General features: G+C 42.0%; 23 protein-coding genes and 3 pseudogenes. 14 read left to right on the plus strand and 12 right to left on the minus strand.

Annotation, left to right across the window (positions count from 1 at the left end):
• Positions 1–113, plus strand: a pseudogene (locus M1P97_RS16540) (IS982 family transposase); the annotation flags it as partial.
• A 41-nt stretch (positions 114–154) separates the two neighbouring features.
• Here M1P97_RS16540 and M1P97_RS16545 read toward each other — a convergent pair.
• Positions 155–769 (minus strand): RloB family protein, encoded by a 615-nt coding sequence (locus M1P97_RS16545; protein WP_249389721.1) that lies wholly within the window; start codon positions 767–769, stop codon positions 155–157.
• Between the two features lies 1 nt (position 770).
• Positions 771–2,057, minus strand: coding sequence for an AAA family ATPase (locus M1P97_RS16550; protein WP_249389642.1), 1,287 nt, complete (start codon positions 2,055–2,057; stop codon positions 771–773).
• A gap of 428 nt (positions 2,058–2,485) precedes the next feature.
• Between M1P97_RS16550 and M1P97_RS16555 the strand changes: the two genes are divergently transcribed.
• Genes M1P97_RS16555 through M1P97_RS16565 form a run of 3 tightly spaced genes read left to right on the plus strand, consistent with a single transcriptional unit; the run spans position 2,486 to position 5,009 of the window.
• Entirely contained in the window at positions 2,486–3,457 is a 972-nt protein-coding gene (locus M1P97_RS16555) for a hypothetical protein (protein ID WP_249389643.1), read from the plus strand.
• Positions 3,451–4,233, plus strand: a complete 783-nt coding sequence (locus M1P97_RS16560; RefSeq protein WP_249389644.1) for a hypothetical protein — start codon at positions 3,451–3,453, stop codon at positions 4,231–4,233. Before M1P97_RS16555 ends, M1P97_RS16560 begins: the two co-directional genes overlap by 7 nt.
• Positions 4,230–5,009 carry a metallophosphoesterase gene (locus tag M1P97_RS16565; protein WP_074638895.1) on the plus strand — a complete coding sequence of 260 codons (780 nt, stop codon included), beginning with the start codon at positions 4,230–4,232 and terminating at the stop codon, positions 5,007–5,009. The genes M1P97_RS16560 and M1P97_RS16565 overlap by 4 nt, the downstream gene beginning before the upstream one ends.
• An 830-nt stretch (positions 5,010–5,839) precedes the next feature.
• Here M1P97_RS16565 and M1P97_RS16570 read toward each other — a convergent pair.
• A complete protein-coding gene (locus tag M1P97_RS16570) occupies positions 5,840–6,094 on the minus strand; it encodes a hypothetical protein (RefSeq protein WP_249389645.1) in 255 nt (84 codons plus the stop codon).
• A gap of 154 nt (positions 6,095–6,248) precedes the next feature.
• Between M1P97_RS16570 and M1P97_RS16575 the strand changes: the two genes are divergently transcribed.
• The 9 genes and pseudogenes from M1P97_RS16575 to M1P97_RS16615 all read left to right on the plus strand — a co-directional run bounded on the left by M1P97_RS16575 (position 6,249) and on the right by M1P97_RS16615 (position 13,531).
• Positions 6,249–7,127, plus strand: coding sequence for a helix-turn-helix domain-containing protein (locus M1P97_RS16575; protein ID WP_249389646.1), 879 nt, complete (start codon positions 6,249–6,251; stop codon positions 7,125–7,127).
• A gap of 126 nt (positions 7,128–7,253) precedes the next feature.
• On the plus strand, positions 7,254–8,369 hold the full coding sequence (locus M1P97_RS16580) for a tyrosine-type recombinase/integrase (protein ID WP_249389647.1): 1,116 nt from the start codon (positions 7,254–7,256) through the stop codon (positions 8,367–8,369).
• Between the two features lie 167 nt (positions 8,370–8,536).
• Complete coding sequence (locus M1P97_RS16585) at positions 8,537–9,304, plus strand: hypothetical protein (protein WP_249389648.1); 768 nt, start codon at positions 8,537–8,539, stop codon at positions 9,302–9,304.
• Between the two features lie 99 nt (positions 9,305–9,403).
• Entirely contained in the window at positions 9,404–9,778 is a 375-nt protein-coding gene (locus tag M1P97_RS16590) for a helix-turn-helix domain-containing protein (protein WP_249389649.1), read from the plus strand.
• A gap of 3 nt (positions 9,779–9,781) precedes the next feature.
• Positions 9,782–10,852: an AAA family ATPase gene (locus M1P97_RS16595; protein WP_249389650.1), complete on the plus strand. Its 1,071-nt coding sequence runs from the start codon at positions 9,782–9,784 to the stop codon at positions 10,850–10,852.
• Between the two features lie 312 nt (positions 10,853–11,164).
• Positions 11,165–11,583, plus strand: a pseudogene (locus M1P97_RS16600) (plasmid mobilization protein).
• Positions 11,580–12,794, plus strand: a complete 1,215-nt coding sequence (locus M1P97_RS16605) for a relaxase (protein ID WP_249389651.1) — start codon at positions 11,580–11,582, stop codon at positions 12,792–12,794. Before M1P97_RS16600 ends, M1P97_RS16605 begins: the two are co-directional and overlap by 4 nt.
• Before the next feature lie 4 nt (positions 12,795–12,798).
• Positions 12,799–13,116, plus strand: a complete 318-nt coding sequence (locus M1P97_RS16610; protein ID WP_249389725.1) for a hypothetical protein — start codon at positions 12,799–12,801, stop codon at positions 13,114–13,116.
• Positions 13,117–13,144: 28 nt separating this feature from the next.
• The gene (locus M1P97_RS16615) at positions 13,145–13,531 is read left to right on the plus strand and encodes a hypothetical protein (protein WP_249389652.1); all 387 of its coding nucleotides are present in this window, start codon (positions 13,145–13,147) and stop codon (positions 13,529–13,531) included.
• A gap of 144 nt (positions 13,532–13,675) precedes the next feature.
• Here M1P97_RS16615 and M1P97_RS16620 read toward each other — a convergent pair whose 3' ends face one another.
• From M1P97_RS16620 to M1P97_RS16660, 9 genes and pseudogenes are all read right to left on the minus strand, one after another.
• On the minus strand, positions 13,676–14,326 hold the full coding sequence (locus M1P97_RS16620) for a hypothetical protein (protein ID WP_249389722.1): 651 nt from the start codon (positions 14,324–14,326) through the stop codon (positions 13,676–13,678).
• A gap of 382 nt (positions 14,327–14,708) precedes the next feature.
• Positions 14,709–15,215: pseudogene (locus M1P97_RS16625) on the minus strand (NAD(P)H-dependent oxidoreductase).
• 107 nt (positions 15,216–15,322) lie between these two features.
• On the minus strand, positions 15,323–17,848 hold the full coding sequence (locus M1P97_RS16630) for an excinuclease ABC subunit UvrA (protein WP_249389653.1): 2,526 nt from the start codon (positions 17,846–17,848) through the stop codon (positions 15,323–15,325).
• A gap of 75 nt (positions 17,849–17,923) precedes the next feature.
• Positions 17,924–18,805, minus strand: a complete 882-nt coding sequence (locus M1P97_RS16635; RefSeq protein WP_249389654.1) for an AraC family transcriptional regulator — start codon at positions 18,803–18,805, stop codon at positions 17,924–17,926.
• Between the two features lie 300 nt (positions 18,806–19,105).
• Positions 19,106–19,804, minus strand: a complete 699-nt coding sequence (locus tag M1P97_RS16640; protein ID WP_249389655.1) for a hypothetical protein — start codon at positions 19,802–19,804, stop codon at positions 19,106–19,108.
• 104 nt (positions 19,805–19,908) lie between these two features.
• Positions 19,909–20,133, minus strand: a complete 225-nt coding sequence (locus tag M1P97_RS16645; protein WP_249389726.1) for a hypothetical protein — start codon at positions 20,131–20,133, stop codon at positions 19,909–19,911.
• 106 nt (positions 20,134–20,239) lie between these two features.
• The gene (locus M1P97_RS16650; protein ID WP_249389656.1) at positions 20,240–21,136 is read right to left on the minus strand and encodes an SDR family NAD(P)-dependent oxidoreductase; all 897 of its coding nucleotides are present in this window, start codon (positions 21,134–21,136) and stop codon (positions 20,240–20,242) included.
• Between the two features lie 10 nt (positions 21,137–21,146).
• A complete protein-coding gene (locus M1P97_RS16655; RefSeq protein WP_249389657.1) occupies positions 21,147–21,479 on the minus strand; it encodes a hypothetical protein in 333 nt (110 codons plus the stop codon).
• 9 nt (positions 21,480–21,488) lie between these two features.
• Positions 21,489–21,842, minus strand: a complete 354-nt coding sequence (locus M1P97_RS16660; protein ID WP_249389658.1) for a hypothetical protein — start codon at positions 21,840–21,842, stop codon at positions 21,489–21,491.
• Positions 21,843–21,972: 130 nt separating this feature from the next.
• On the opposite strand from M1P97_RS16660, the gene M1P97_RS16665 reads away from it, so the two are divergent.
• Positions 21,973–22,890: a helix-turn-helix domain-containing protein gene (locus M1P97_RS16665; protein ID WP_249389659.1), complete on the plus strand. Its 918-nt coding sequence runs from the start codon at positions 21,973–21,975 to the stop codon at positions 22,888–22,890.
• The last annotated feature ends 13 nt before the right edge of the window (positions 22,891–22,903 follow it).

Below are 22,903 nucleotides of genomic sequence, written 5' to 3' on the forward strand. Positions count from 1 at the left end.
CAGAAGGATTGTTTACCAGAATTACGGGGAAAATTAGTGCACTTACAATCCTTCAATATATAAACAAGATTAATAACAAACCCATTGGACAAATTAAATATGCACTAATTTAATTCCGCCAACGGGTATATGATATGAATTTTATATCGTAGTTTTATAATGTTAGGATATCATTCAACTCATCCAGCATTCTTCCCAACTCTGAGTAGGTATAGTCACGAGCTCCTGCATTCTTATCTTTCATAGACTTTTCAGCATTAGCTATAGCATTCTCAAGACTGCCACCATTCTTTTCAAAGAACGAATGTAACCCTTTACATTTGACAAAGAAGTCGATATTCTTGCGGTACTCACAATGTTGGTTCAAATCTTTCAAAAGGAGATTTTGGTCGGAATACATACGAGAGGTATACTTGAAATAATAAAGGAAGAAAAGTTCTGTACAGCGATGAGTTTCAAAGAACTTCACCTCACAACGAATACCTTTCTTCGGCTTTACAATAGGTTTTTCATATTTCTTCTTCAATCGATCATATTGTGAGTGTTCTGGTTCTTCATCCTTCGTATCCATATCAATCACACAGAAGATGTAATCATATCCCATTGCAATTCCGTCGGATATCTTCAAGTCAAGTTCTTTTATACTTGTATGCTTTGGATAATCCGGTTTAATAGTCAAGCCCTTGAATACATCATTCAATGACTTGAAATAGAAGAATTCTGTGGGGCCTTCACCTAATATCAGTGTTGTCTTATGCAGTTTACCAATATCAATTCTCCATATCAATGAAAATACTACCTAGTTCAGGTTTCGCACCCAACCTTCCAATACGATAAGAATTGTATAATGATAGATTCTTATGAAGCCCGAAAGAATCACCACGAGAATATTCGGAAGATGCCGTTTCTTTGTTTTTTTCAACAAACCATACTACTCCACGATTATCATTGATCAAATCTTGAGAAAGTAAAGCTGTCTCCTGACTAGTAATGATAAGCTGTGATTTGTCTGAATTAAAGAGAAAGACATTCAGATAATAGAACAGCAAATCATAGTGAAGGTCTTCACCCAACTCGTCCAAATAATAGACATGTGAGCTTGTAACCATGTCATAAAGCGTATTAAGGATGCGAACATACTTCATTGTCCCTTTAGATAGAAGCTTTAGGGGAATTTCAAAATTACCATTTTCTGAATGATTCAAGAAAGTGATGGATTCAACTGTAGATTTGAGAAGAGCCTCTTTCATTTTGTCTGGAATGTCTTCCTGCTTTATTCTATCACGAAATTCCTGTGAAATAGTTCTGTCTTCAACAGTGGGCTTATATTCAAGTATGTTTAAATCTGCCTTGCAGAGCATCTGATTAAAGAATTTTCGTTTCTTCACATCAGTATATGCTTCATTCAGAATCTCAACGATACCTTTTTCTTTGTCACCATCTGCATCCACATCATGGCAGTTGGTCATAATCCAATTACTCAACACATTGAATGGCTCGATGTCTTCTTTAAAGGCAGCCTTATTGCAAACCGAAAGGACACTATGATTGTTGAGCGTATTCTCTCTAATACTATCTTGCGTTTTAACTTGCAATTTTAGGCTTGAACCAAACTTGATGTCGGCTTGTACCTTATCTTCCACAAATGTACGTTCATAGAACAACGATTTGGCTTTCTTAGGGTAGTAATTCAAGACCTCTTTAAGGATATAATCTCTATTAAAAGTTACATCATAATCATACTTGATACCATCTGCATAAAAGGATACATGCATTTCTGTAGGTTTGTCGGATGTCAATACAAAAGGTACATAACCCTCAATCTTCTTGCTGGCATTTGATTTAGGCATGACCAACAAACGAAATACTTCATTCATGGCAATGAGCATATTTGATTTGCCAGAAGCATTAGAACCATAGAGGGTTGCCAATTTATATAGAAACACATCATCAACAACTTCAGAAACAAGCTCCGAAGCAGGTCCTTTTGCAACAAAGCTCAATTCTTGCTTGTCGCAAATGGACAGATAGTTCTTAACCCAAAATTCTCTAATCATATGAATCTTATATTTAGAATGTTACTTTCAATGATGCAAAGGTACATAATTTATTTAGAACGAAAGAAGGATATTTGTTATTATGGTAATAATCATACGTTTTTTAGCATTTTATATCTCTTATCGAATAAACAACATGCAATATTTGTCATAATACTACATAAAACTAATAATATCACTGACACCATACAAAAAAATAGGCAACATCTACCTTCGTAATAAAAAGACAGACAAACAGCCAAAATATTGAGAACAGATTGTACAAAGGCAATCTCTATTAAAAAATAATTCCATTAAAATTGACATTGCTTCTGTTCAATTTGTCATTATTTGAAGATAGAATAAGCTAAATGCAACATTTTGAATTATAAATCACTGTTGTTTAGAATAAAAGCATTATCTTTGCATCTAATCAAACACCAATGATTATGTGCAATATCGATGATTATATAAAAGATTTGGTCCTTTATATCAAGACCACTCTCGACTATAGAACAGAGGTAACAGCTTTTGATAAAAAGCAATTAGCCGATATTCCTACTGCTATCGGTGCTAGTTTTAAGTTCTACAACGCTAACTTGCTCGATACTCCTGTAACCTTTGCTTTCTGCAAGAACAGCAGTGATGTCACTCCTGCACAGCTACAAAAGCAGATGCAGGTTGTAGAACGCAGACTTAATACAACAGTAATTGTTTTGCTGGACAACGTTGCTTCCTATAATCTGCAAAGATTGGTTGCACAACGTGTAAACTTTATTATTCCACAAAAGCAGATGTTTATTCCATCTCTTCTTCTCAACCTAAAAAAGGCAAGGAATACAGGTGACGATATCAAAACTTTTATGACACCAATTGCACAGTGCATGGTGTTGTATCACCTCCAAATTTCTTCACTCTCAGGAATGGATCTGAAGGAACTGATGAACATCTTTGGCATATCTTATTCTACAGCCAACAGAGCTGTCAGATGGTTGGAGTCACAAACCGTAATTTCATCAACCGGAGCGAAAGAAAAAAAGATTTGCATTGATATGGACAAGAAAGCCCTTTGGACGAAAGCCTTGCCATTCTTTACTAATCCTGTAGAAAAGGTATTACGCACTGATGCCATCATTCCTGGACTAATGAAAAGCGGAGTGAATGCACTCTCTGCCTACAGTATGATCAACGAAGAAAACAGAGAGCATTATGCAATCAGTAAGGAAGCATTGAAGACATTGGATATTGAGGTTGATAAAAACTACGGAGAGAACGTGATAGAAATCTGGAGATATAATCCAAGCATTCTCAGCAAGAGTGGTATTGTTGATCGCCTATCTCTTTATCTTTCACTGAAGGATAGTAAAGATGAACGCATACAGATTGAATTAGATAACATGATAAATGAAATAAAATGGTAAAAGGTATAGAACGTTTTAAAGAGTATTTCGCTGCTTACGAAGGTAACTATGTGATTATCGGTGGAACAGCCTGTGAAATCCATGAAGAAGAGAGTGCACTTATTCCCAGAGCCACCAAAGATATTGATATCATACTGATAGTAGAAGCTCTCAATGCAGATTTTGTAACTCGTTTCTGGGAATTCGTAAAGGCTGCAGGATACGAGGAGAAGAATAAAGGTGAAAGAACAGAAGAAGGGCATAAACATGAATATTACCGTTTCATGAAACCTCAGAACAGTGACTTCCCATTTCAGATAGAGCTGTTCTCGAGAAATATTGGATTGATAAACTTCCCAGCCGATGCTCATATCACTCCTATTCCAATGGATGAAGATTTGTCCAGTCTGTCTGCTATACTGATGGATGATGATTACTACCGCTTTACCATTGAGCACAGCAGAACGGAAGATGGCATTCATATTGCCAACGTCGAAAGTCTGATCTGTTTGAAGTGTAGAGCCTTTTTGGAAATGACCAAGCGAAAGAAAAATGGTGAGAGTGTTGACAGCAAACATATCGCCAAACATAAGAAAGATGTGTTCAGACTGGCAGGAATGCTGGCACCATCTGACAAGTATGATGTCCCTGCTACCTTGAGAGCGGACATTGAGAATTTCTGCAAAGCTGTAGAAATGGACTTGCCAAATAAAGATTTCTTGAGCGCAGCCGGACTTAATAATATTTCTGGTATGGAATTACTATCTCAACTTAAACAAACATTTTTATCAGAATGAAACGCATTCAATATGCCTCAGACCTACATCTAGAATTTGCAGAGAACAGCAGTTTCCTGAAACATAACCCAATGAAAGCCGTTGGAGATATTCTTGTATTGGCTGGAGATATCGGTTATTTAGGTGATGACAACTACGAGAAGCATCCTTTTTGGAATTGGGCATCAGACAACTTCAGTAAAGTAATAGTTGTGCCTGGTAATCATGAGTTCTATAAAATGTTCGACTTAGACAAGCTTTACAATGGTTGGATATACAACATACGCAACAACGTAACATGCTACTATAATTGCACAATCGACATAGACAGCAACATTGATTTGATAGCAACTACACTTTGGTCAGAGATTAAAGTTCAGGATGCCTACCAGACCGAAAACTGTATCAGTGATTTCAGACGTATCAGAAGCGGAAGTGAACCACTGGATTGGCAACGTTTCAATGATGAACATTGCCGCTGTGTGCAATTTCTAAAAGCCAGTGTGGAAAAGAGTACAGCTAAACATATAATAGTTGCTTCACATCATGTACCATCATTCAAACTGATGAGTGATGAATTTGAAGGCAGTGCGTTGAATGGTGCCTTTACCGTAGAACTTAGTGACTATATAGCTTCCAGTCCTATCGAATGTTGGATCTATGGCCACTCACACAGAAACATAGACAGAGTGATTGGCAAGACCCAATGCATTAGCAACCAACTTGGATATGTTTTTCAGAATGAGCACCAGTCTTTTGACGTAGGTAGGATGATAGTTATTGGAGATGACTTTTAATTTTGGGTAGAAAGGAATCCTTGTTTACACTTTAACTTTACATGTTATAACTAAATCTGATAGAGAAATAGTATATAGCTAATCAAAAATTCAACCAAGAAAAAAAGATCCAGCACAATTACGGCATCCAGCATAAACGAATTAAGTTTATAAGTTTAAGTTTACATCATGATATATACATGAATATTAAACTTAAACCTAACCCTGCATTCATTTCATCAGTCCTGTTCTTTTTATCTGAGTACAAGTTTAAGTTTACCTTATATGTATATAAGAAGGAATAAACTTAAACCTAAACTTGAAGAGTTATTCAGTACCATCCTGTAATATGTTATCCTGGGATATATTTAAATTCACATAAAACATTCACCTCACTTTCCACGGTGGAATATGTGAAATATATTTATACACATTTCATCAGTGGAAATATCCTATTTGAAGTTTTCTTTTTTTCTTGGTTGAAACAGATGTCTTACATATCATATTCAATAGACCAAGGAACATATAAGCAGCATCATACAAAAATGGACATTGAGACAAAATTAAGCGAATGGAATAGATTAGTCGCTCATTAGCATCCTTATTCAGAGAAATATAAGTATCTTTGCACCATTCATGAGCTAAAAGTGTACAAGGTAAAAGAACGATACATTCTTCACCAATGATTGACATGATGAAGCACATGCAAGGTTGGCGAAATAAAAGGCGAAATTAAACTAATGAATGACACCGGGAATCACACCACTAAATGTCACCAATTAGGGCTAATTAGCACTTTCGCAACCATAAATAAAGTTAAGTAAGTTAAAACTTCAAGACGATGCGGAAAGCTACAGAAATATCACTGAATTTGTATCATGCTGAATATCAACAGATTGCATACCTTGGTAATTCGGCTCAAATTTCATTCCTACTTTATATAACTCGCTAAAATTCATATATCTGCGGTTTGCTGCATCGGCAAGTAACGGCTTGTAAACAGCCATAACCAACCATAACCATTTAGAATAAAGTCGCTGTATATCAGCGACTTTTGTTTTTGTGTACTTTCCAGATCGTATTTGGAAGTAACGGTTTTTATCCATATTTTTCTATCCTATTTCTACCACGACGGAAATCCACGGTTAGCCTGAATGTCACAGCGACGCATTAGTTGACGTGTGTTGACAGTGGTTTACATGTGTTGACAAAATCCGGGAGAAACAAGGCGAAATTAGCCCCAATGTAAACAAGGAAAATATGGAAGTAAGAAAGATTTGTCAATGGTGTGGGAAGCCATTTATAGCTCAAAAGACAACGACCTGTTATTGTAGCCACCAGTGTTCCAATCTTGGCTACAAGGAGCGCATCCGGGAACGTAAGCGACAGTTGAAACGGTCGCAAGAATTATTGCAACCTCGGCAAGCTGCCGAGGGGCAGGATTTCTTCTCTTTTGCCCAAGCCGCAAAGCTAATGGGCGTAACTCGGCAATACATTTATAAACTGGTAAAGGAATCCAAGCTTCGTGCTTCAAGAATCAGTGGCAAGAAGTCGCTTATCCGCCGTGCAGATATTGAGTTGATGATGAAAACCAAACCTTATGAACGTATCGTGCCCAAAGAAGATTTCAACATCTCCGAATATTATACTGCCGAAGAGATTGCAGAGAAATATAAGGTCAATGCCAAATGGGTGTGGACTTATACACGACAACACAAGGTCCCGAAGGTGCGTATCCGCCAGTTCAATTATTACAGCAAGAAGCATATTGATGCCGCCTTTGCCAAATACGAGGTGGATTCCGACCTGACCGAATGGTACACGCCGGAGGAAATTCAAGAAAAGTACGGAATGACACGTGTTGCCATCCGTTCACAGGTGTACCGAAATAATATCCCATCCAAGAAAGAACACGGGCAGATATTCTACTCAAAGCTTCACTTCGACCTCTCAAAAAGTTCCGAACAGGAGAGCAAGACGGAATACTACACTGTCAAGGAGGCGATGGAGAAATTCAAGCTGTCCCGTGATTCAGTCTATGGTATTCTGCAATTCCACCAAATCAACCGGGAGAAGAACGGACGGTTCGTCAGGTTCTTGAAAGTGGAGTTTGACCGGGTAATGGGTGTCCGTAAATAGCCCTATTTGCAGCTATTTTATGGCTATCCGTCAATTATTCTAAAATTAATCCCTGCTGAAAATCATCTGCATGACTACATGATAGAGTTTTGCCGGCGAATTAGTAATAATCAAAAATATAGTATTATGCATGAATGTAAAACAGTAACATTAAGAACACGTCCGCTAAAAGGCAGGATGCTGTCTTTTTATCTAGATTATTATCCGGGTTATCGAGACAAGGAAACAATGAAGGTTATCCGTCATGAATCGCTTGGCATTTATATCTATGCCAATCCGAAAAACAAGCGTGAACAGAATTTCAACGAAACGATGACCGAGAAAGCCGAAGCTATCCGTTGCCGAAGATTTGAATCTGTCGTCAATGAACGGTATGATTTCTTCGACAAGTACAAACTCAAAGCGGATTTCTTGGAATACTACCGCAAGCAACTCCGTAAACACGACCAGAAATGGGAGTTCGTCTATCTCCATTTCAGCAACTTCGTACATGGCAAATGTACCTTTGAGGAGATTGACATCGACCTATGTAACAAGTTTCGGGAATACCTGCTGAGTGCCAAGAAACTAAGGCGCAACGGACATATCACACGAAACTCCGCATCGGGATATTGGTCTACTTTCAGAGGATTCTTGAAAATACTCTATCGCAATGGGTTGATAAAGACCAATGTCAATGACTTCTTGGAAAAGATTGAGACAGAAGACACCATGAAAGAAGCCTTATCCGTCGAAGAGTTATACCAATTAGCTGAAACTCCGTGCAAAAAGCCTATCGTGAAAATCGCATCGCTGTTTTCCTGTATGACCAGCTTACGCATCAGTGACATTCTCGCCCTATGTTGGGAAGACATCGTGGATTATTCTGCCGGAGGGAAATGCGTACATATCATTACACAGAAGAACAAAACGGAAGACATCATTCCCATCAGCGAGGAGGCGTTAGGGCTGATAGGATACAGTTCCGAGAAGAAAGGTCTGGTATTCAAGGGGCTTATGCGCAGTTGGACACAAGCTCCCATGAAAGAGTGGATTCGTTCTGCCGGAATAACCAAGAACATAACATTCCATTCATATCGGAGAACATTTGCAACCCTTCAAGGGGCTGCCGGTACAGACATCCGTACCATACAAAGCATAATGGCGCATAAAAGCATTACCACCACGATGCGTTACATGAAAGTCGTGGACAGCAACAAGCGCGAAGCCAGCAAGAAAATCACTTTGATAAGGAAAGGCTGACAACGGTTTTTGTCCCCCATTTACACGGATATAGTATGATTTTTAGTCAGAAATCATACTATATCCGTTATTTTTTATCAAAATTGAAGATTTATCATCGCCAATTATAAGTGTCTGGAATACGGCACATAACTTTGCCGCATAATCATTCCAAATATTTACAGTATATGACAAATAATACTCAATTTCGTACTCAAAGGATTAGTTTCGTGCTTGCGCTATCGGTAATCACCTATACAGCAATAGACACTTATCTTTTTGCCTATCACGACATCGATATCATGGAGATAATGACTCCAGTAATACTCGGACTTGTGGCAACAATTTTATTATGCGGTCTGTTACAACGATCTTTCTATAAATGGATAACGAAGTATTCAATCAATTTGTCTTTTGCCCGGCAATCTCCGATCGTTCTTGAATCCGGCACCGAGATAAAAGCCGGTTATACAAATGAAATTCAAGCTATTGAGGAACCATCAGCCTTAGACAATTACGATGCGATATTGGAGAATGTCAAAAAGAAGGAGGCCGAAAGACAAGTGAAAATCATGGATGCCATTCGGGAATATGTGACAATCAAAACCGCCCCTTACCTCTCCCAAGAAGCTATTGCCACACTGATTGCCAATATTGAATATATGGCTTGCGACCACCCCGATTTATATAAGCCGATTCGCTCCAATATCGACAATCCGCTGAGGTCGCCGGGGCTACGACATTTGGCATGGAATATCGGTGAACGCTTGAATGTGCCTTTGGTAAAAAGAGCGGAATTCATAAAGGCTTCGTTTCCACAGGAACTCGTAAATGCCACTACTGAATACCTCAGGCTTAATTTACGGGATACTGTTACAAGCCAAATTCCCATTGATGTACCCGACAAGGGAGATTTTCGCTTCCATCTGGATACAGACAATGATGACTCACAATAAAAAACGTATGCAGACGAAATAATTAATCTGGTCTGTATTGTTCTGCAAGATTTCATTGAGTTGGTTCGCAGCATGTTGAACGATTAAAAGAGTTTTAATATGGAAAAAGACCAACTGACTTTCAATGACCTGCCGACTGTGGTAGGAGAACTGTGCGACCGAATCGCAAGTATGGAAAATCTTCCGACGGAGAAACTTTCCCGGCAGAACGAAGTCAAAGAGAATACACACGTTCCGATGACCGTGCAGGAAGCGTGTGCTTATCTGAAAATACCGTTATCGACCTTTTACTACAAGGTAAAAAAGGACGATATTCCGGTTATAAAGCAAGGTAAGCATCTCTACATCTATCGGGATGAATTGGACAAATGGCTGGAATCTTCACGAAAGACTCCGGCTCCGCAAAGCTTCGAGGACGAGAATGAAGCCATGCTCGCTTCCCATCGCCATAAACCAAACCCTAAAAACTGGTAGGCTATGGAAAAGACGAATATCAATGCGCCAGCTGCTGAGGAACTGGCAATATGCATGGAAGAGTCTGCCGTAAGCGTAACAAGTGCATACGGGCACTCCCCAGTGGTGCTGATGGTAGATGATGCAACAATCGGAACATTGGGCAACTTCAGTGCTTCCATCGGGAAGGCTAAAAGCAAGAAAACGTTCAATGTCTCGGCCATCGTCGCATCGGCATTGACCAACAGTACCATTCTTCATTATCGGTCAATATTCCCCGAGGATAAACGGAAAGTATTATACGTTGACACGGAACAAGGGCGATACCACTGTCAGAACGTGTTAAAACGCATTTTGCGTTTGGCGGACTTATCGGAAGACAAAGAGCCGGACAATTTGGTTATGCTGGCTCTGCGTAAGTATTCCCCTAAAATGCGCTTGGCGATAGTCGAACACGCCATTGGCACAATTCCCGATTTGGGATTGGTGGTCATAGATGGCATTCGGGATTTCCTTTATGACATCAATTCGCCCGGCGAATCCACCGATATTATTTCAAAACTCATGCAGTGGACAGATGACAGGCAGATTCATATCCATACCATCCTTCACCAGAACAAGAATGATGAAAACGCACGAGGCCACATTGGCACAGAACTCAACAACAAAGCGGAAACCATCATGCAGGTCGAAGTAGACAAAGATGATAAGGCAATAAGCGTGGTTGAAGCAATCCATATCCGTGACCGGGAATTTGAACCCTTCGCTTTCCGCATCAACGAAGATGCTTTGCCCGAACTGGTAGAATCCTACCTGCCCAAAGCAAAGGTTGTCGGTCGACCAGCCAAAGAACCGTTCGATCCGTACAAGGAGATTTCGGAGAGTGTACATCGTGCTGCGTTAAATGCCGTTTTTACCGATGGCAATATCGGCAGTTATGACGACTATCTGGAGCGGCTGAAAAAAGGATATGGATTGCAGGGCGTAAAGTTCGGTCACAACAAGGCGGTCAAAGTCGCCACCTTTCTTGGCAACAAACGGATGGTGATAAAGAACGGCAAAGAATATCATTTCAACCCGTACTATCATTATTAAAATTGACTTTACTTTATTGTCGGGGCGTACATATAGGAATAAAGCAAAGTAATTAGGAGTGCAGCATGAGGTATTCATTCTCTCCCCTCTTTTAGAGGAATATATCAATTGTTGTTTCCAATCCGTCTGCCGATTCTGTGTGTACACCCGACATGGCTTGTCAGGAAGCATCAACAGGTATCTGTTGCAAGATATGCCAAGGTATAACCTCACTGCGTTGCGGTTGTACATTGGCGCTCTTGCCTGCTCAGAGACTTCGCCGGTGCGGTACTCGCAAGCTCGCACCTATTCACTATTATAAAAACGATTCAAATGAAAGAAGATATTGAAAATTCATCGACTACCCCCAGTGAGACAAGAAGCGTCTTCATCGGAGCGAAAGTTACTCCCAGTCAAAAGGAGTATATAAAATCACAGGCTGAACAATACGGTATGACGGTAAGCGGCTACCTGCTTGCCCGGGCTACGATTATCACCCCAAAGCAAGGCTTACGAAAGAAGAAGCGGCACTGTTGCAAAATCTGGACGATTGCCGATTTGACCTTGTAAAATACACCTCTGCACTTCACGGAATGTCCACAAAGCAACGCATGACAATGTTCAATCAGATTCCGTTCATGGTCGGTTGGCTCAAAGAACTGGGCAATATAGCCGAAAGCGTCTGCCAGTTTCTGAATGCCGCAAAAGAACAGAATAAGATTCCGTCCAACGATAAATCCGAAGAAAGATGATTGCAAAAGCTAAAGCAATATCGCACGGAATAAACGCCATCCGTTATATTACCGGCGAATCACAGAACAAAAAGCACCCGGAGAAAATCCATCGGATATTGGACAATCTGCTGCCATCGCAACCGGACCCTATGGGGATATGGAACTCCATGCAACTGACCTTATCACGCTTCCGACCGATAAAGAACTCGGTCATCAGAATTGAGCTAAGTCCATCCGCTGAACATACCCGGTTCTTTGACACAGAAGACTGGCAAAAACTCTGGCAGGATTTTGTTGCGGAGTTTGACAAACAAGTGATTATCGGCAAGGATGGAAAAGTCCGCTCTTGTTCAACCAATTTGGCTAACAGCAAATATACGGTTTGGTTGCATACTGAATCCGAAGGCGGTGTTCCACATCTTCATGCTGCGGTTTGCCGTATGGATGAAGATGGTAACATCAACAACGACCATAACATTCATCTTCGTGCGCAACGTGCAGCCGAACGAGTGGCAAAGAAACGAGGCTGGACAACAGCAGTGCAAGTCAGAAATTCCAATATTCACCAAGTGAATCGTGACTGCATGAATGCGCTGAAATCAATGCAATCTTGGTCGTGGAAAGAGTACAAAAATGCTCTTGTTAGGAAAGGTTATGCTGTACATGAAAGAGAAGACGGAAACGGTATTCTCCGAGGCTATGCACTTGTGAATGGGAACACCAAATACAAGGCATCTGAATTAGGAGTCGGCAGAAACCTGATGATCTCGAAACTTCCTAAAACATGGGAGAAACTGCATTATCAGTCAAGAGTTGGCACTTTTAGCAATAAGCCTAAGGAAACTAAAACAGAGCAAACACCTAAACCATCGGTGTATGCTAATTATACCCAATATAATACTTACCGTCCGGGAACGGTTTCTTATACGCTTAATCATGAAAATCAGGAACATCATTTCTATATTCCAGAAAGAGTACTTGACTGTTTCAATGACGAATTTGATTACAGAATTGTCGCCAACAGTCAGGAACTTACCGATATGGCAGTAGCTATTTTTGTCGGACTACTTGAAACGCCAAATGTTGCAACCGGAGGCGGTGGTGGAGGTCCCCAAAGCGATTTACCGTGGAGAGATAAAGACGAAGACGATTTGCAATGGGCTCGCAGATGCGCCCGTGCTGCCAGTCGCTTATTGGGAAAGAAACTGAAAACCGGATTAAAACGATAAGCGCATGAAAAAGAAATTTGATTTTTCCGCAGAAATGAATGAAGCGGAATCCATAAAATCCAATCCCAAGAATGAATATATAGAGGAAGAAAATCGGCTACTCAGTTTGAATATAAAAGAACTTGCCAGCCTGAACGACAATGTACATGAAATGAGTGTAAATCTTGAAAAATCTCGAACGCTGCGATTTTATTACGCGGCTATCGCAGTATGGCAACAAGACCCGCAACAGTTTGTTCAGATTGACAGACTTTTTCACACTATTTTATTACAAGTTCATAGAACCCAACAATACGAAAGACGAAAGATGGTGGAGCAATAATATCGACTCACGCAGTGTTCTATCGTGGATGGGACTTAGTTTTGAGCTGGTATGTTTGAGCCACCACAAGCAGATTAAAATTGCATTGGGAATTGCAGGAGTAGGAACATCTGTTTCCACATGGAGAAGCAAGGCCGATTCTGAAAACTGGATTCCGGGATTTCAAATCGACTTGATTATCGAACGTGCCGACCGCATAATCCACTTGTGCGAAATGAAATTCAGTACAGATCTGTACGGCATCACCGACAGCTACGAGTCGAAACTCAGAGAACGTACCGGACTGTTACGCTTGGCGACAAAGAATAAGAAAGCACTTGTAATTACATTCGTTACGACATACGGCGTGGTGAATGGCAAGCATAAGAGTATCGTTCATAGCGAAGTCAAGATGGACGACCTTTTCAATTCTTGAAACGGATATTCAAACCATCCTTTCCTTTTTCTTGCTTTTTCACAGCCAAATATTCCAATCTAATTAGTTTCATAAGGCATGGAAAAGCACTATGTATGGTTTGGTCAAACACAGTGCTTTTCCATTTTGCGAGAGATTCCTGCTTTATATTTTCAGTTCCTTGATGGCTCTTTTTATTCCGCAGATGACCGCTGTCTTGTTGTTTCTGACAGCGGAAAGTGCCGATGAAAGACTGGAAGCGGTAATGAACCGTGCGCCGTCTTTGGATTGCAGGAACCGACCTTTATCCAGAACGGACTGCCAGCGGGATTGGATGAATGAGTTTTCGAGTAGCGCATCGAAAAGGATAACCACATGACGAAGATTGTTTACCCGAATATGAAAGCCCTCTTTGCAGGAAAAGAGAGCTTCCATATCTTCGACGCAAACCGCTGAAACGCAAAACAGATGATAAGTATTGGCACAAGACACAATACCTGTCATCTGTCCTTGGGTGAAGTTGCAGCCGAAAGAAAGCGGCGGAGCTTTTATAAAGCCATCAGTATGATGCTTGGTAGATACCGGCAACGGTTCCGACTGGTCATACAGCTTTCGCAACTCCATACACTTCTCAAAGGAAAAGTCGGATGCGGCAAAAAGAGGTTGGACAAGGTGGGCGCACTCGGCCATCAGCCCCTTGACAATGTGGATGTTCATTTCGTGGCAGTTCCGGCAAACCGCGTTGTTGCAGTTTATGTATCGGTGACTGTTGATGAAGTCATCCACATAGCGGCTATACCGCTTACCATCAACCATTACATCCTGAAGATAGAGTTCTCTCGCTTCGGAAAGCAACTCAAACAATTCCTCTGCTACATCCTGTTCGGTAGCGAAGTGGGTTAGGTGTTGCTTCCCTTCAAAAAAAGAGAAGACTTTTTGATTTGTTTCATGTCAGTTTACTTGTTATGAATTTATATTTTAGGTGTATTTTGCCATATTATTAAGGGCTGTGTCAGAACCCATCAATTTCTCATTATTCAGGTTTCCGTTTCCGGCTTATACTCCTTTATATATCCCAAAACACTTAATATAAATCCGTTGATTAGTTATAATAAAAATTGCCCAATGGAAAAAACGAATTGGGCAATTTTGCTATTCAAAGTCTGTTACAACTTCGATGGTATATGTACTCGTTACATCAGAGTGTTTCAAGAAGAGCCTTATATGCCTTACTTCCCGATGCAATACGTTCTTCCGCATCCGGCATCATTGTCCCATAAATGGCGAATGGACGAAGATAAGTCATGCCGGAATACATGGCGGTTACTTGGTAAGGACGCAGAATTTCATCAAGTGTAAATCCTTCCGTACCACCGGCATGATACTCTTCTGCTGCGACTCCGGTTGTTGTAGCCACAAGGAGTTTCTTGCCTTTCATACCGGGATTCTCCATAAATCCGAGCATGAATGTGTCAAGTCAGTCTTTGAGGCGACCGGAGGCACTTCCCCACCAAAATGGGAATTGGAACACGAGCACATCGGCGTTTTTTACATCGTCGATGTAATTTTCCACTTCAAGGGGAGTATTATAGATGTCTACTACCTTGACATTTTTCAACTCTCTAACTGCTTCAAGCATGGCTGCGCATGCTTTCGACCCTCCAATATTGGGATGTGCCGATAAAAGTAAAATGTTGCTGCTCATAACGCTGTATATTTTTGTTTTAGACTTTATTTTATCAAATGCAAAATTAATGCACGCAGATGAAATAGCAGGAAAACAAAAAGTGACTAAGATGTCACTTTTCGGGACTATTTCCTTTTGGACAGTTCAAAACTCAAATATTTTCCAGTAATGCTTTCAGGGTTTGCCATTATTTGTTGAGGTGTTCCTGCTGCTACTATGCGACCACCATATTCTCCGCCTCCGGGTCCCATGTCGATTACGTAATCAGCATTCGCTATGATATCAAGATCATGTTCTATAACCATCACTGTCGCTCCATTTCTCACCAATTTATCAAATACCATCAAAAGAACACGAATGTCGGATGGATGTAATCCTATTGACGGCTCATCAAATACAAAAAGAGCGTCATTTTGCGGCTTATCCATTTCAGACGCCAATTTCAATCGTTGGGCTTCTCCACCAGACAGAGCCGGAGTAGATTCACCAAGCGTAAGATAACCCAATCCCAAATTATTAAGCAGATTCAGTTTCTCATATATTTTTTTATTGCCAGCAAACAGTTTTAATGCTTGCTCGACGGTTAATCCCATAATTTCGGAAAGAGATACACCTTCTTCATTTGTTTTCTTGTCAGGACGGAATTTTAAGGCTTCAATCGATTTGTCGTATCTTGAACCTTTGCATTCAGGACAGACCATATCAACATCAGGCAGGAATTGCATATCCATTGAAATCTGCCCTGTGCCATCACAGGTTTTACATCTTAATATTCCAGTGTTGTATGAGAAATCTGCAACTTTGTATCCTTTCTCCTTTGATTGGGGGAGAGATGCAAAAATCTTACGTAAATCGTCAAGAATGTTTGAATATGTTGCAACCGTGGATCTGACATTTATCCCGATAGGCGAAGCATCAATTAAATGGATTTTCTTGATTGTCTTGTTTGTTACAGCTTTGATATAGGCAGGCAAAGGTCTTCCCGATATTTGTGCATCTAAAGCCGGTATCAGTTCCTCTAAAACTAAGGTTGTCTTGCCGGAACCTGACACTCCCGTAACAGCAATTAAACGACCACAAGGGATATTCACATCAATGGGTTCCACGGTATGTAGCCGGTCAGTCTTAATATTTATATAGCCATTGTCGAAAATATGTCCTTCCGGTATTGAATCTCTGATTATCGTTTGTTCTTTTCCGGCAAGGAATCGTCCAATTATTGATGATTGGTTATTCTTGATTGTGTCCACATTCCCCAAGGCAATTATATTGCCTCCGTTATAACCGGCTCCGGGTCCCATTTCTATAAGGTATTCCGCAGCACGGAGCACTTGTATGTCATGGTCTACAAATACAACAGAATTTCCATCGCTTATAAGGTCTTGCATCACTCCAAGCAAGCCTTCCACATTTGACGGGTGAAGTCCGATTGACGGCTCATCAAGAACATATAGCATACCGGTTGTCCGATTACGAACCGCTCTTGCCAATTGCATACGTTGCCGTTCACCAGTGGATAAAGTCGTTGCACTGCGGTCAAGACTAAGATAACCTATTCCAAATTCTATGAGGCGTTGTGCAGAATTGGTAAACTCTTTTACAAGGCTATCTGCCATAACTCTCATACTTTTAGGTACTTTATTCGGGATTTGCGTTATCCATGCCAATAGTGCATCCAATGTCATTGATGAAACTTCCGCAATATTCTTATCGCCAAGCAAAGATGACAAAGCCTTGGCGTTATAACGAGAACCTTTGCATTCGGGACAACAGCACAAATGCAGGTATTTGTTTATTCGTTCAAGACCTTTTTCCGTTTCGGCTTTCTTTAACGCCTCTTCGACTGCGCGGCGCGCATTGCGGTATGTGGCATTTAGTTCAAATAATTTCCCATTTTTTGATGGAATAAGTATCAGTTTTTGAATTTCAGCACCATTATATACTATATCTTTTTCCGTATCACTTAAATCCTTGAACGGAATATCAGCCCGTACTCCAAATTCTTCGGCGACTTTTGACATCCATGAAATACCGAACATTTTCCACGGCTCGACTGCTCCTTGATTGATTGTCAGAGAAGTGTCCGGGACAAGTGCATCGTTATCGATTTCCCGGACTATTCCGGTTCCATTGCATTTCTCACACGCGCCTTCACCGTTAAATGAAAATGATTCTGCACTGGGGGCATCAAAATCGCAACCGCATACGGGACAATGCAATTTGTTTCCAATCGCTACATCTATGGTAGGATCAAGCAAATGCCCGTTTGGGCAACAATGGCTTCCCAAACGGGAAAACATAAGTCGTAGATGGTTAAGTAGCTCTGTCGCTGTACCGAATGTACTTCTTATGCTTGGGATGCCGGGGCGTTGTTGCAGCGCAACTGCCGCCGGGATATGTTCGATATTGTCAACAACTGCTTTCCCTGCTTGAGCGATTCTTCTTCGGGTAAATGTAGATAGGGATTCAAGATAACGTCTTGACCCCTCGGCATACAGCACACCGAGAGCCAAAGACGATTTCCCTGAACCGGACACCCCCGCAATGCCAACGAGCTGCCCAAGTGGAATGGACGTATCAATATTTTTTAGATTATGCACCCGTGCGCCACGAATTTCGATTTTATCGGGTACATCATTTTTTAGTTTCATAATATCCGCTTATAGTAAGTCTGCAAAGTTAGGCATTGATTGCGGCTTAGCCTGATATAAAAGCGGATAGATATGTCAATTTTCGGGATTTGACACACTTTCACGGAATTTTTGCGGTGTCATTCCTCCATTACGTGTAAAAAAACGATTGAAATAAGTGGCGGTACTGAAATGGAGTATATCGGCAATTTCTGCGGAAGACAGGTTTGTATATGCCAACAACTTTCGTGCTTCTTCCATAATACGTTCCTGTATATACAATTTGGTGGTTATCCCTAACGCATCTTTTACAACCTTATTCAGATAATTGGTTGTTACACATAATTTCCCTGCGTAAAACTCGGTATTATGCTCTGAAATGAAATGTTCATTGACAAGCCTTATAAACTTCTCAACATGACGGCTGACAGGAATATTTACATTCCCACCAAAACCGGATTTCGCATCTGCCCTCCCTATTAAGACAAGTAACGCATAGAGCATGGCACGCAGAAAATGTGTATCGGCATTTTCCCTCCTATTGATTTCACTTTTCGTGAGCAGAAGTAAATTCAAAACCTGTTCATACAATACCGTATCCATTTGAAGGTATGGAGTGGGACGGTCGGGAGTAAGAAACGACATTTTTTCCCCAAAAAGGTGGTCGGAGAAAAACGACCGAAGAAATGCTTCTTCGAATAGCAAAACATATCCCTCCAATGTTTCATTATCAGACAACCAATGCCAGATCTCTCCCGGCACAGAACAAACAATCTGCCCCTTGCTTACTGTTGTAATATGATTGTTTACTGATAACTTGGCTTCCCCCTCGGTTATGAAAATAACCCGATAAAAATTATCTCGGTATATAGGTGTCTTCTTCAACCACGGACGAATAAAGGCAATGTCTACCAAGTCCATCAGCAGCTCTTTGTGGTATTTCTTTCTATAGAATTTATATAACGGGATATTTTTCATGTTTAATCACTTTGATTTGCATGCAAAGTTAGTAGCTTTTATTCAGAAAATATTTGCTGTGAAGCTCAAATTATACAATAACATCTTTTTAGTCCTTAATACACGTTTCAATATTATGAAACTTTGGAAGACAGTATTTAAGCAGAATATAAACTCTGATATATTGAAGCATTCACTTGTAACTTAAATAAGGATATGGAAATTAAGCCAGAACCAAAAAGGTTTGCAAAATCCACATGAAAACCAAACATAGTGCTTTTACGTATTTATATCATTCTCATTTGAGAAAAATTTTCGCTTCTATATTTTTAGTTCCTTGATGGCTCGTCTGATACTGTAGATGACCGCTGTCTTGTTGTTTCTGGCGGCAGAAAGTGCCGATGAAAGACTGGAAGCGGAAATGAACCGTGTGCCGTCTTTGGATTGCAGGAACCGACCTTTATCCAGAACGGACTGCCAGCGGGATTGGACGAATGAGTTTTCGAGTAGTGCATCGAAAAGGATAACTACATGACGGAGGTTGTTCACTCGGATATGAAAGTCCTCTTTACAGGAAAAGAGAGCTTCCATATCCTCGATGCAAACCTCTGAAACGCAAAACAGATGATAAGTATTGGCACAAGACACAATACCTGTCATCTGTTCTTGAGTGAAGTTGCAGCCGAAAGAAAGCGGCAGAACTTTTATAAAACCATCGGTATGATGCACGATAGGTGGCGGCAATGGTTCCGAGCGGTCATACCTCCTTTGCAACTCCATACACTTCTCAAAGGAGAAGTCGGATGCGGCAAAAAGAGGCTGGATAAGGTGGGAGCATTCGGTCAGAAGCCCCTTGGCGATGTGGATGTTCATCTCGTGGCAGTTTCGGCAAACCGCGTTGTTGCAGTTTATGTATCGGTGACTGTTGATGAAGTCATCCACATAACGGTTATACCGCTTACCATCCGCAATCACATCCTGAAGATATAGTCTTTTCGCTTTGGAAAGTAACTCAAACAATTCCTCTGCTACATCCTGTTCGGTAGCGAAGTGGGTTAGGTGTTGCTTCTCTTCAAAAAAAGAGAAGACTTTTTACTTTGTTCTTTCATGTCAATTAACTTGCTTTATAGTTTCAATTCCTTGATAACTCTTTTTATTCCGTAGGCGACCGATGTCTTGTTATTTCTGGCGGCAGAAAGTGCCGATGAAAGATTGGAAGCGGTAATGAACCGTGTCCCGTCCTTGGATTGCAGGAACCGCCCTTTGTCGAGAATCCTGGCGATTCTGTCCTGCGACACGGGCAGGTCGAGTTCCTGCGAGATGGTGCGGATAAGGGATTTCTTATTCATAATTAACCGATTCGACAATCGAATTTCAGACAACTCCGGTTTGTGTTCTGCAAATCGGGTATCCTGCTTTTCATGCCTTCGGATTTTCCACCCTTCATGCTTCGGTTCATTGAAAAAACGCCTGCGTATCGACTTCTGACTCTTCGGGAGGGAACGCGGTGGCGCAGGACACCTCACGCCATGCCTCGACATCCTTTCGCTGTGCCTCGTGGTGCGTTTCGAGCGTCTCGATGGCATCCGCACCTACGGGCAGATGCAGGGGCGGATTTTCACTGTCGGCCGCTTTCACGACCAGTCTTCCCAACGCTTCGGGATTGCCCGGCTCTCGACCGTTCATGTATTTCACGAAACCGTTCATCCGCTCCCGGAATGCGTTGTAGTCCGCAATGGGTCGTGCGGGAAGATGATAGGCGGAATTGAAATTCATGAAATCTGTGCGGAACAGGCCGGGAGCGACGATCGTAACCCGGATGCCGAATTGTTTCGTCTCGAACGCAAGTGCCTCGGAGAACCCCGTAACGGCGAATTTACTTGTGTGATAAATGGATGGTCCGACACCCGAATATCCCGCGGCAGACGAAATATTGAAGATGTGTCCGGCATGTTGTCTGCGCATGACCGGTAAAACGGCACGGGTAACGCGCATCAGTCCGAACAGATTGGTCTCGAATACGTCACGAATCTGCCGCTCGTCCGACTCCTCGAAGTAGGTGAATTGTCCGTGACCGGCGTTGTTTACCAATATGTCGATGCGTCCGAAGCGCTTCACGACCGCTTCGGACATCCGGTCGAACACCGCCTGTTCGGTATTCGTCACATCCAACGCATACGGAAGCAGCCGCGCTACCCCGTCTTCGATATGCGTCGTTATTTCTCCGCTGCGCGAGACCGCCGCCACGCAATGCCCTGCGGCGAGCGCCGCCTCCATAATGGCATGTCCCATGCCGCGAGATGCTCCCGTAATCAGCCAGACTTTAGCCGTAGTATGTTGTTCGCTATTCATAATTTCCTGTTTATAAAAAGTTTGCAAAACCGATCAGTACGCATGCCGTCAGCAAGACAGCGATTTTCCGGACTGACGCCTTTTCCTTGTAGAGAAAAACGCCGACGAAAATCATCACGAGCGGTGAAAATGCCCCGTTGAGCGGTATGAGAAAGCTTAACTCGACTCCCGAATTGATAATGCGGTTCATCAATACGAGGCATATCACCTGCATCAGTATAGACAGAGCCGTCGGTATCGGTCGGGTAAATCCCTGTGTCCGCGGCCAGATTGCCGTTGCTCCCAGAGAGAACATCGTCGCAATCAAAAATAGTCCGATTGTGGTTGTAGGTAGGCTGTCCATGATGTCTGCTTATTTCATTTTACCTGCTATGCCTATTAGGGCGCAGGCCACGACAAGCAGCGTGATTTTCAATGCCGATACACTTTCCCCGTACACGAATATTCCCAGCATGCTTACGACAAGCGGCATGACTGCTGAACCTAACGGTATCAGAAAACTGAGTGCGACACCTTTGTAAAGCATCCGGCAAAAAAGCAACGAGCCGAGCAATAAGGTCAGAATGGAGACCAGTGTAGGCCAGAACTTCGTATAGCCGGTCGTCAGCGGAAAGAGGGACATGCCGACAATTTGCAGCACGATGGCTCCCGAAAAAAGCAATACGGTCGTCGGCGACGCCGTTTTTTGATGTTCGATTCGTTTCATGCGGATTTTCATTTATTTTTCGACAAATGTAGCGGTTATGCCAAACATACAGGATAAACAAATCCGTGTTTGTATGATATGAATCCGTGATAATGATGCGATAATCCGCATTTTACATTACTTTTGCCGAATGAAGGACAAAAACGGAATCATATATTGCAAAACACCGCAGGAGTTCAACCGCATCATCGGAGTCAAGACCTGTCATCCGTTGATTTCTGTTGTCGACTTCTCGCAAATCGCCGAATACAGCCATCCACAAGGCTGGAAGCAGGACTATTATGTCATAGCACTCTGCCGAGGAAACTCATCGTGCGGTGTGAAATACGGTCGTAACATGTACGATTACTCGGACGGTACGCTGGTCTTTACCAGCCCGGGACAGACGGTCGTTTTTCAGGAGTACGGAGAGCCGTTCCGGCCGGCAGAGGACAATTGGGCCGTCATGGTGCATCCCGATTTCATCCGAGGTACGGCACTGGGGCGCGACATCGGAAATTACGTATTCTTTTCGTATGAACTCCACGAGGCGTTGCACCTGTCGGAAGAGGAAATCGGACATGTGTTGGGTATTTTTCGTCACATCGAACGGGAGCTTCGGCAACGCATCGACGAACATACACCTGAAATAGCATGTGCCTCCATCGGCTTGCTGCTGAGCTATTGCCGCAGATTCTACGACCGGCAGTTCAAGATGAGGCATCGGGAAAACATGGATATCGTAAGCCGGTTCGAGAAACTGCTCCGCGATTATTTCCATTCCGATTCCCTCTCGAAAAACGGGTTGCCGACCGTGAAATATTTTGCCGACCGACTGAATCTTTCGTCCGATTACCTGACCGCCGTGCTTCAACGCGAAACGGGCATGAATACCCGAAAACATATCCAGAATCGAATGATTGAGACGGCGAAAGACAAACTGGCACTGGATGAACGCCCGATAAGCCAGATTGCATACGAGCTGGGATTCGAGTATCCCCAATACTTTACCCGCCTGTTCAAACGACAGACGGGAATGACGCCGGCGGAATATCGCAGACGAAAGTAGTGCCGGTACAGCG

This window comes from Parabacteroides leei (assembly GCF_023369805.1).
Lineage (GTDB): Bacteria > Bacteroidota > Bacteroidia > Bacteroidales > Tannerellaceae > Parabacteroides > Parabacteroides leei.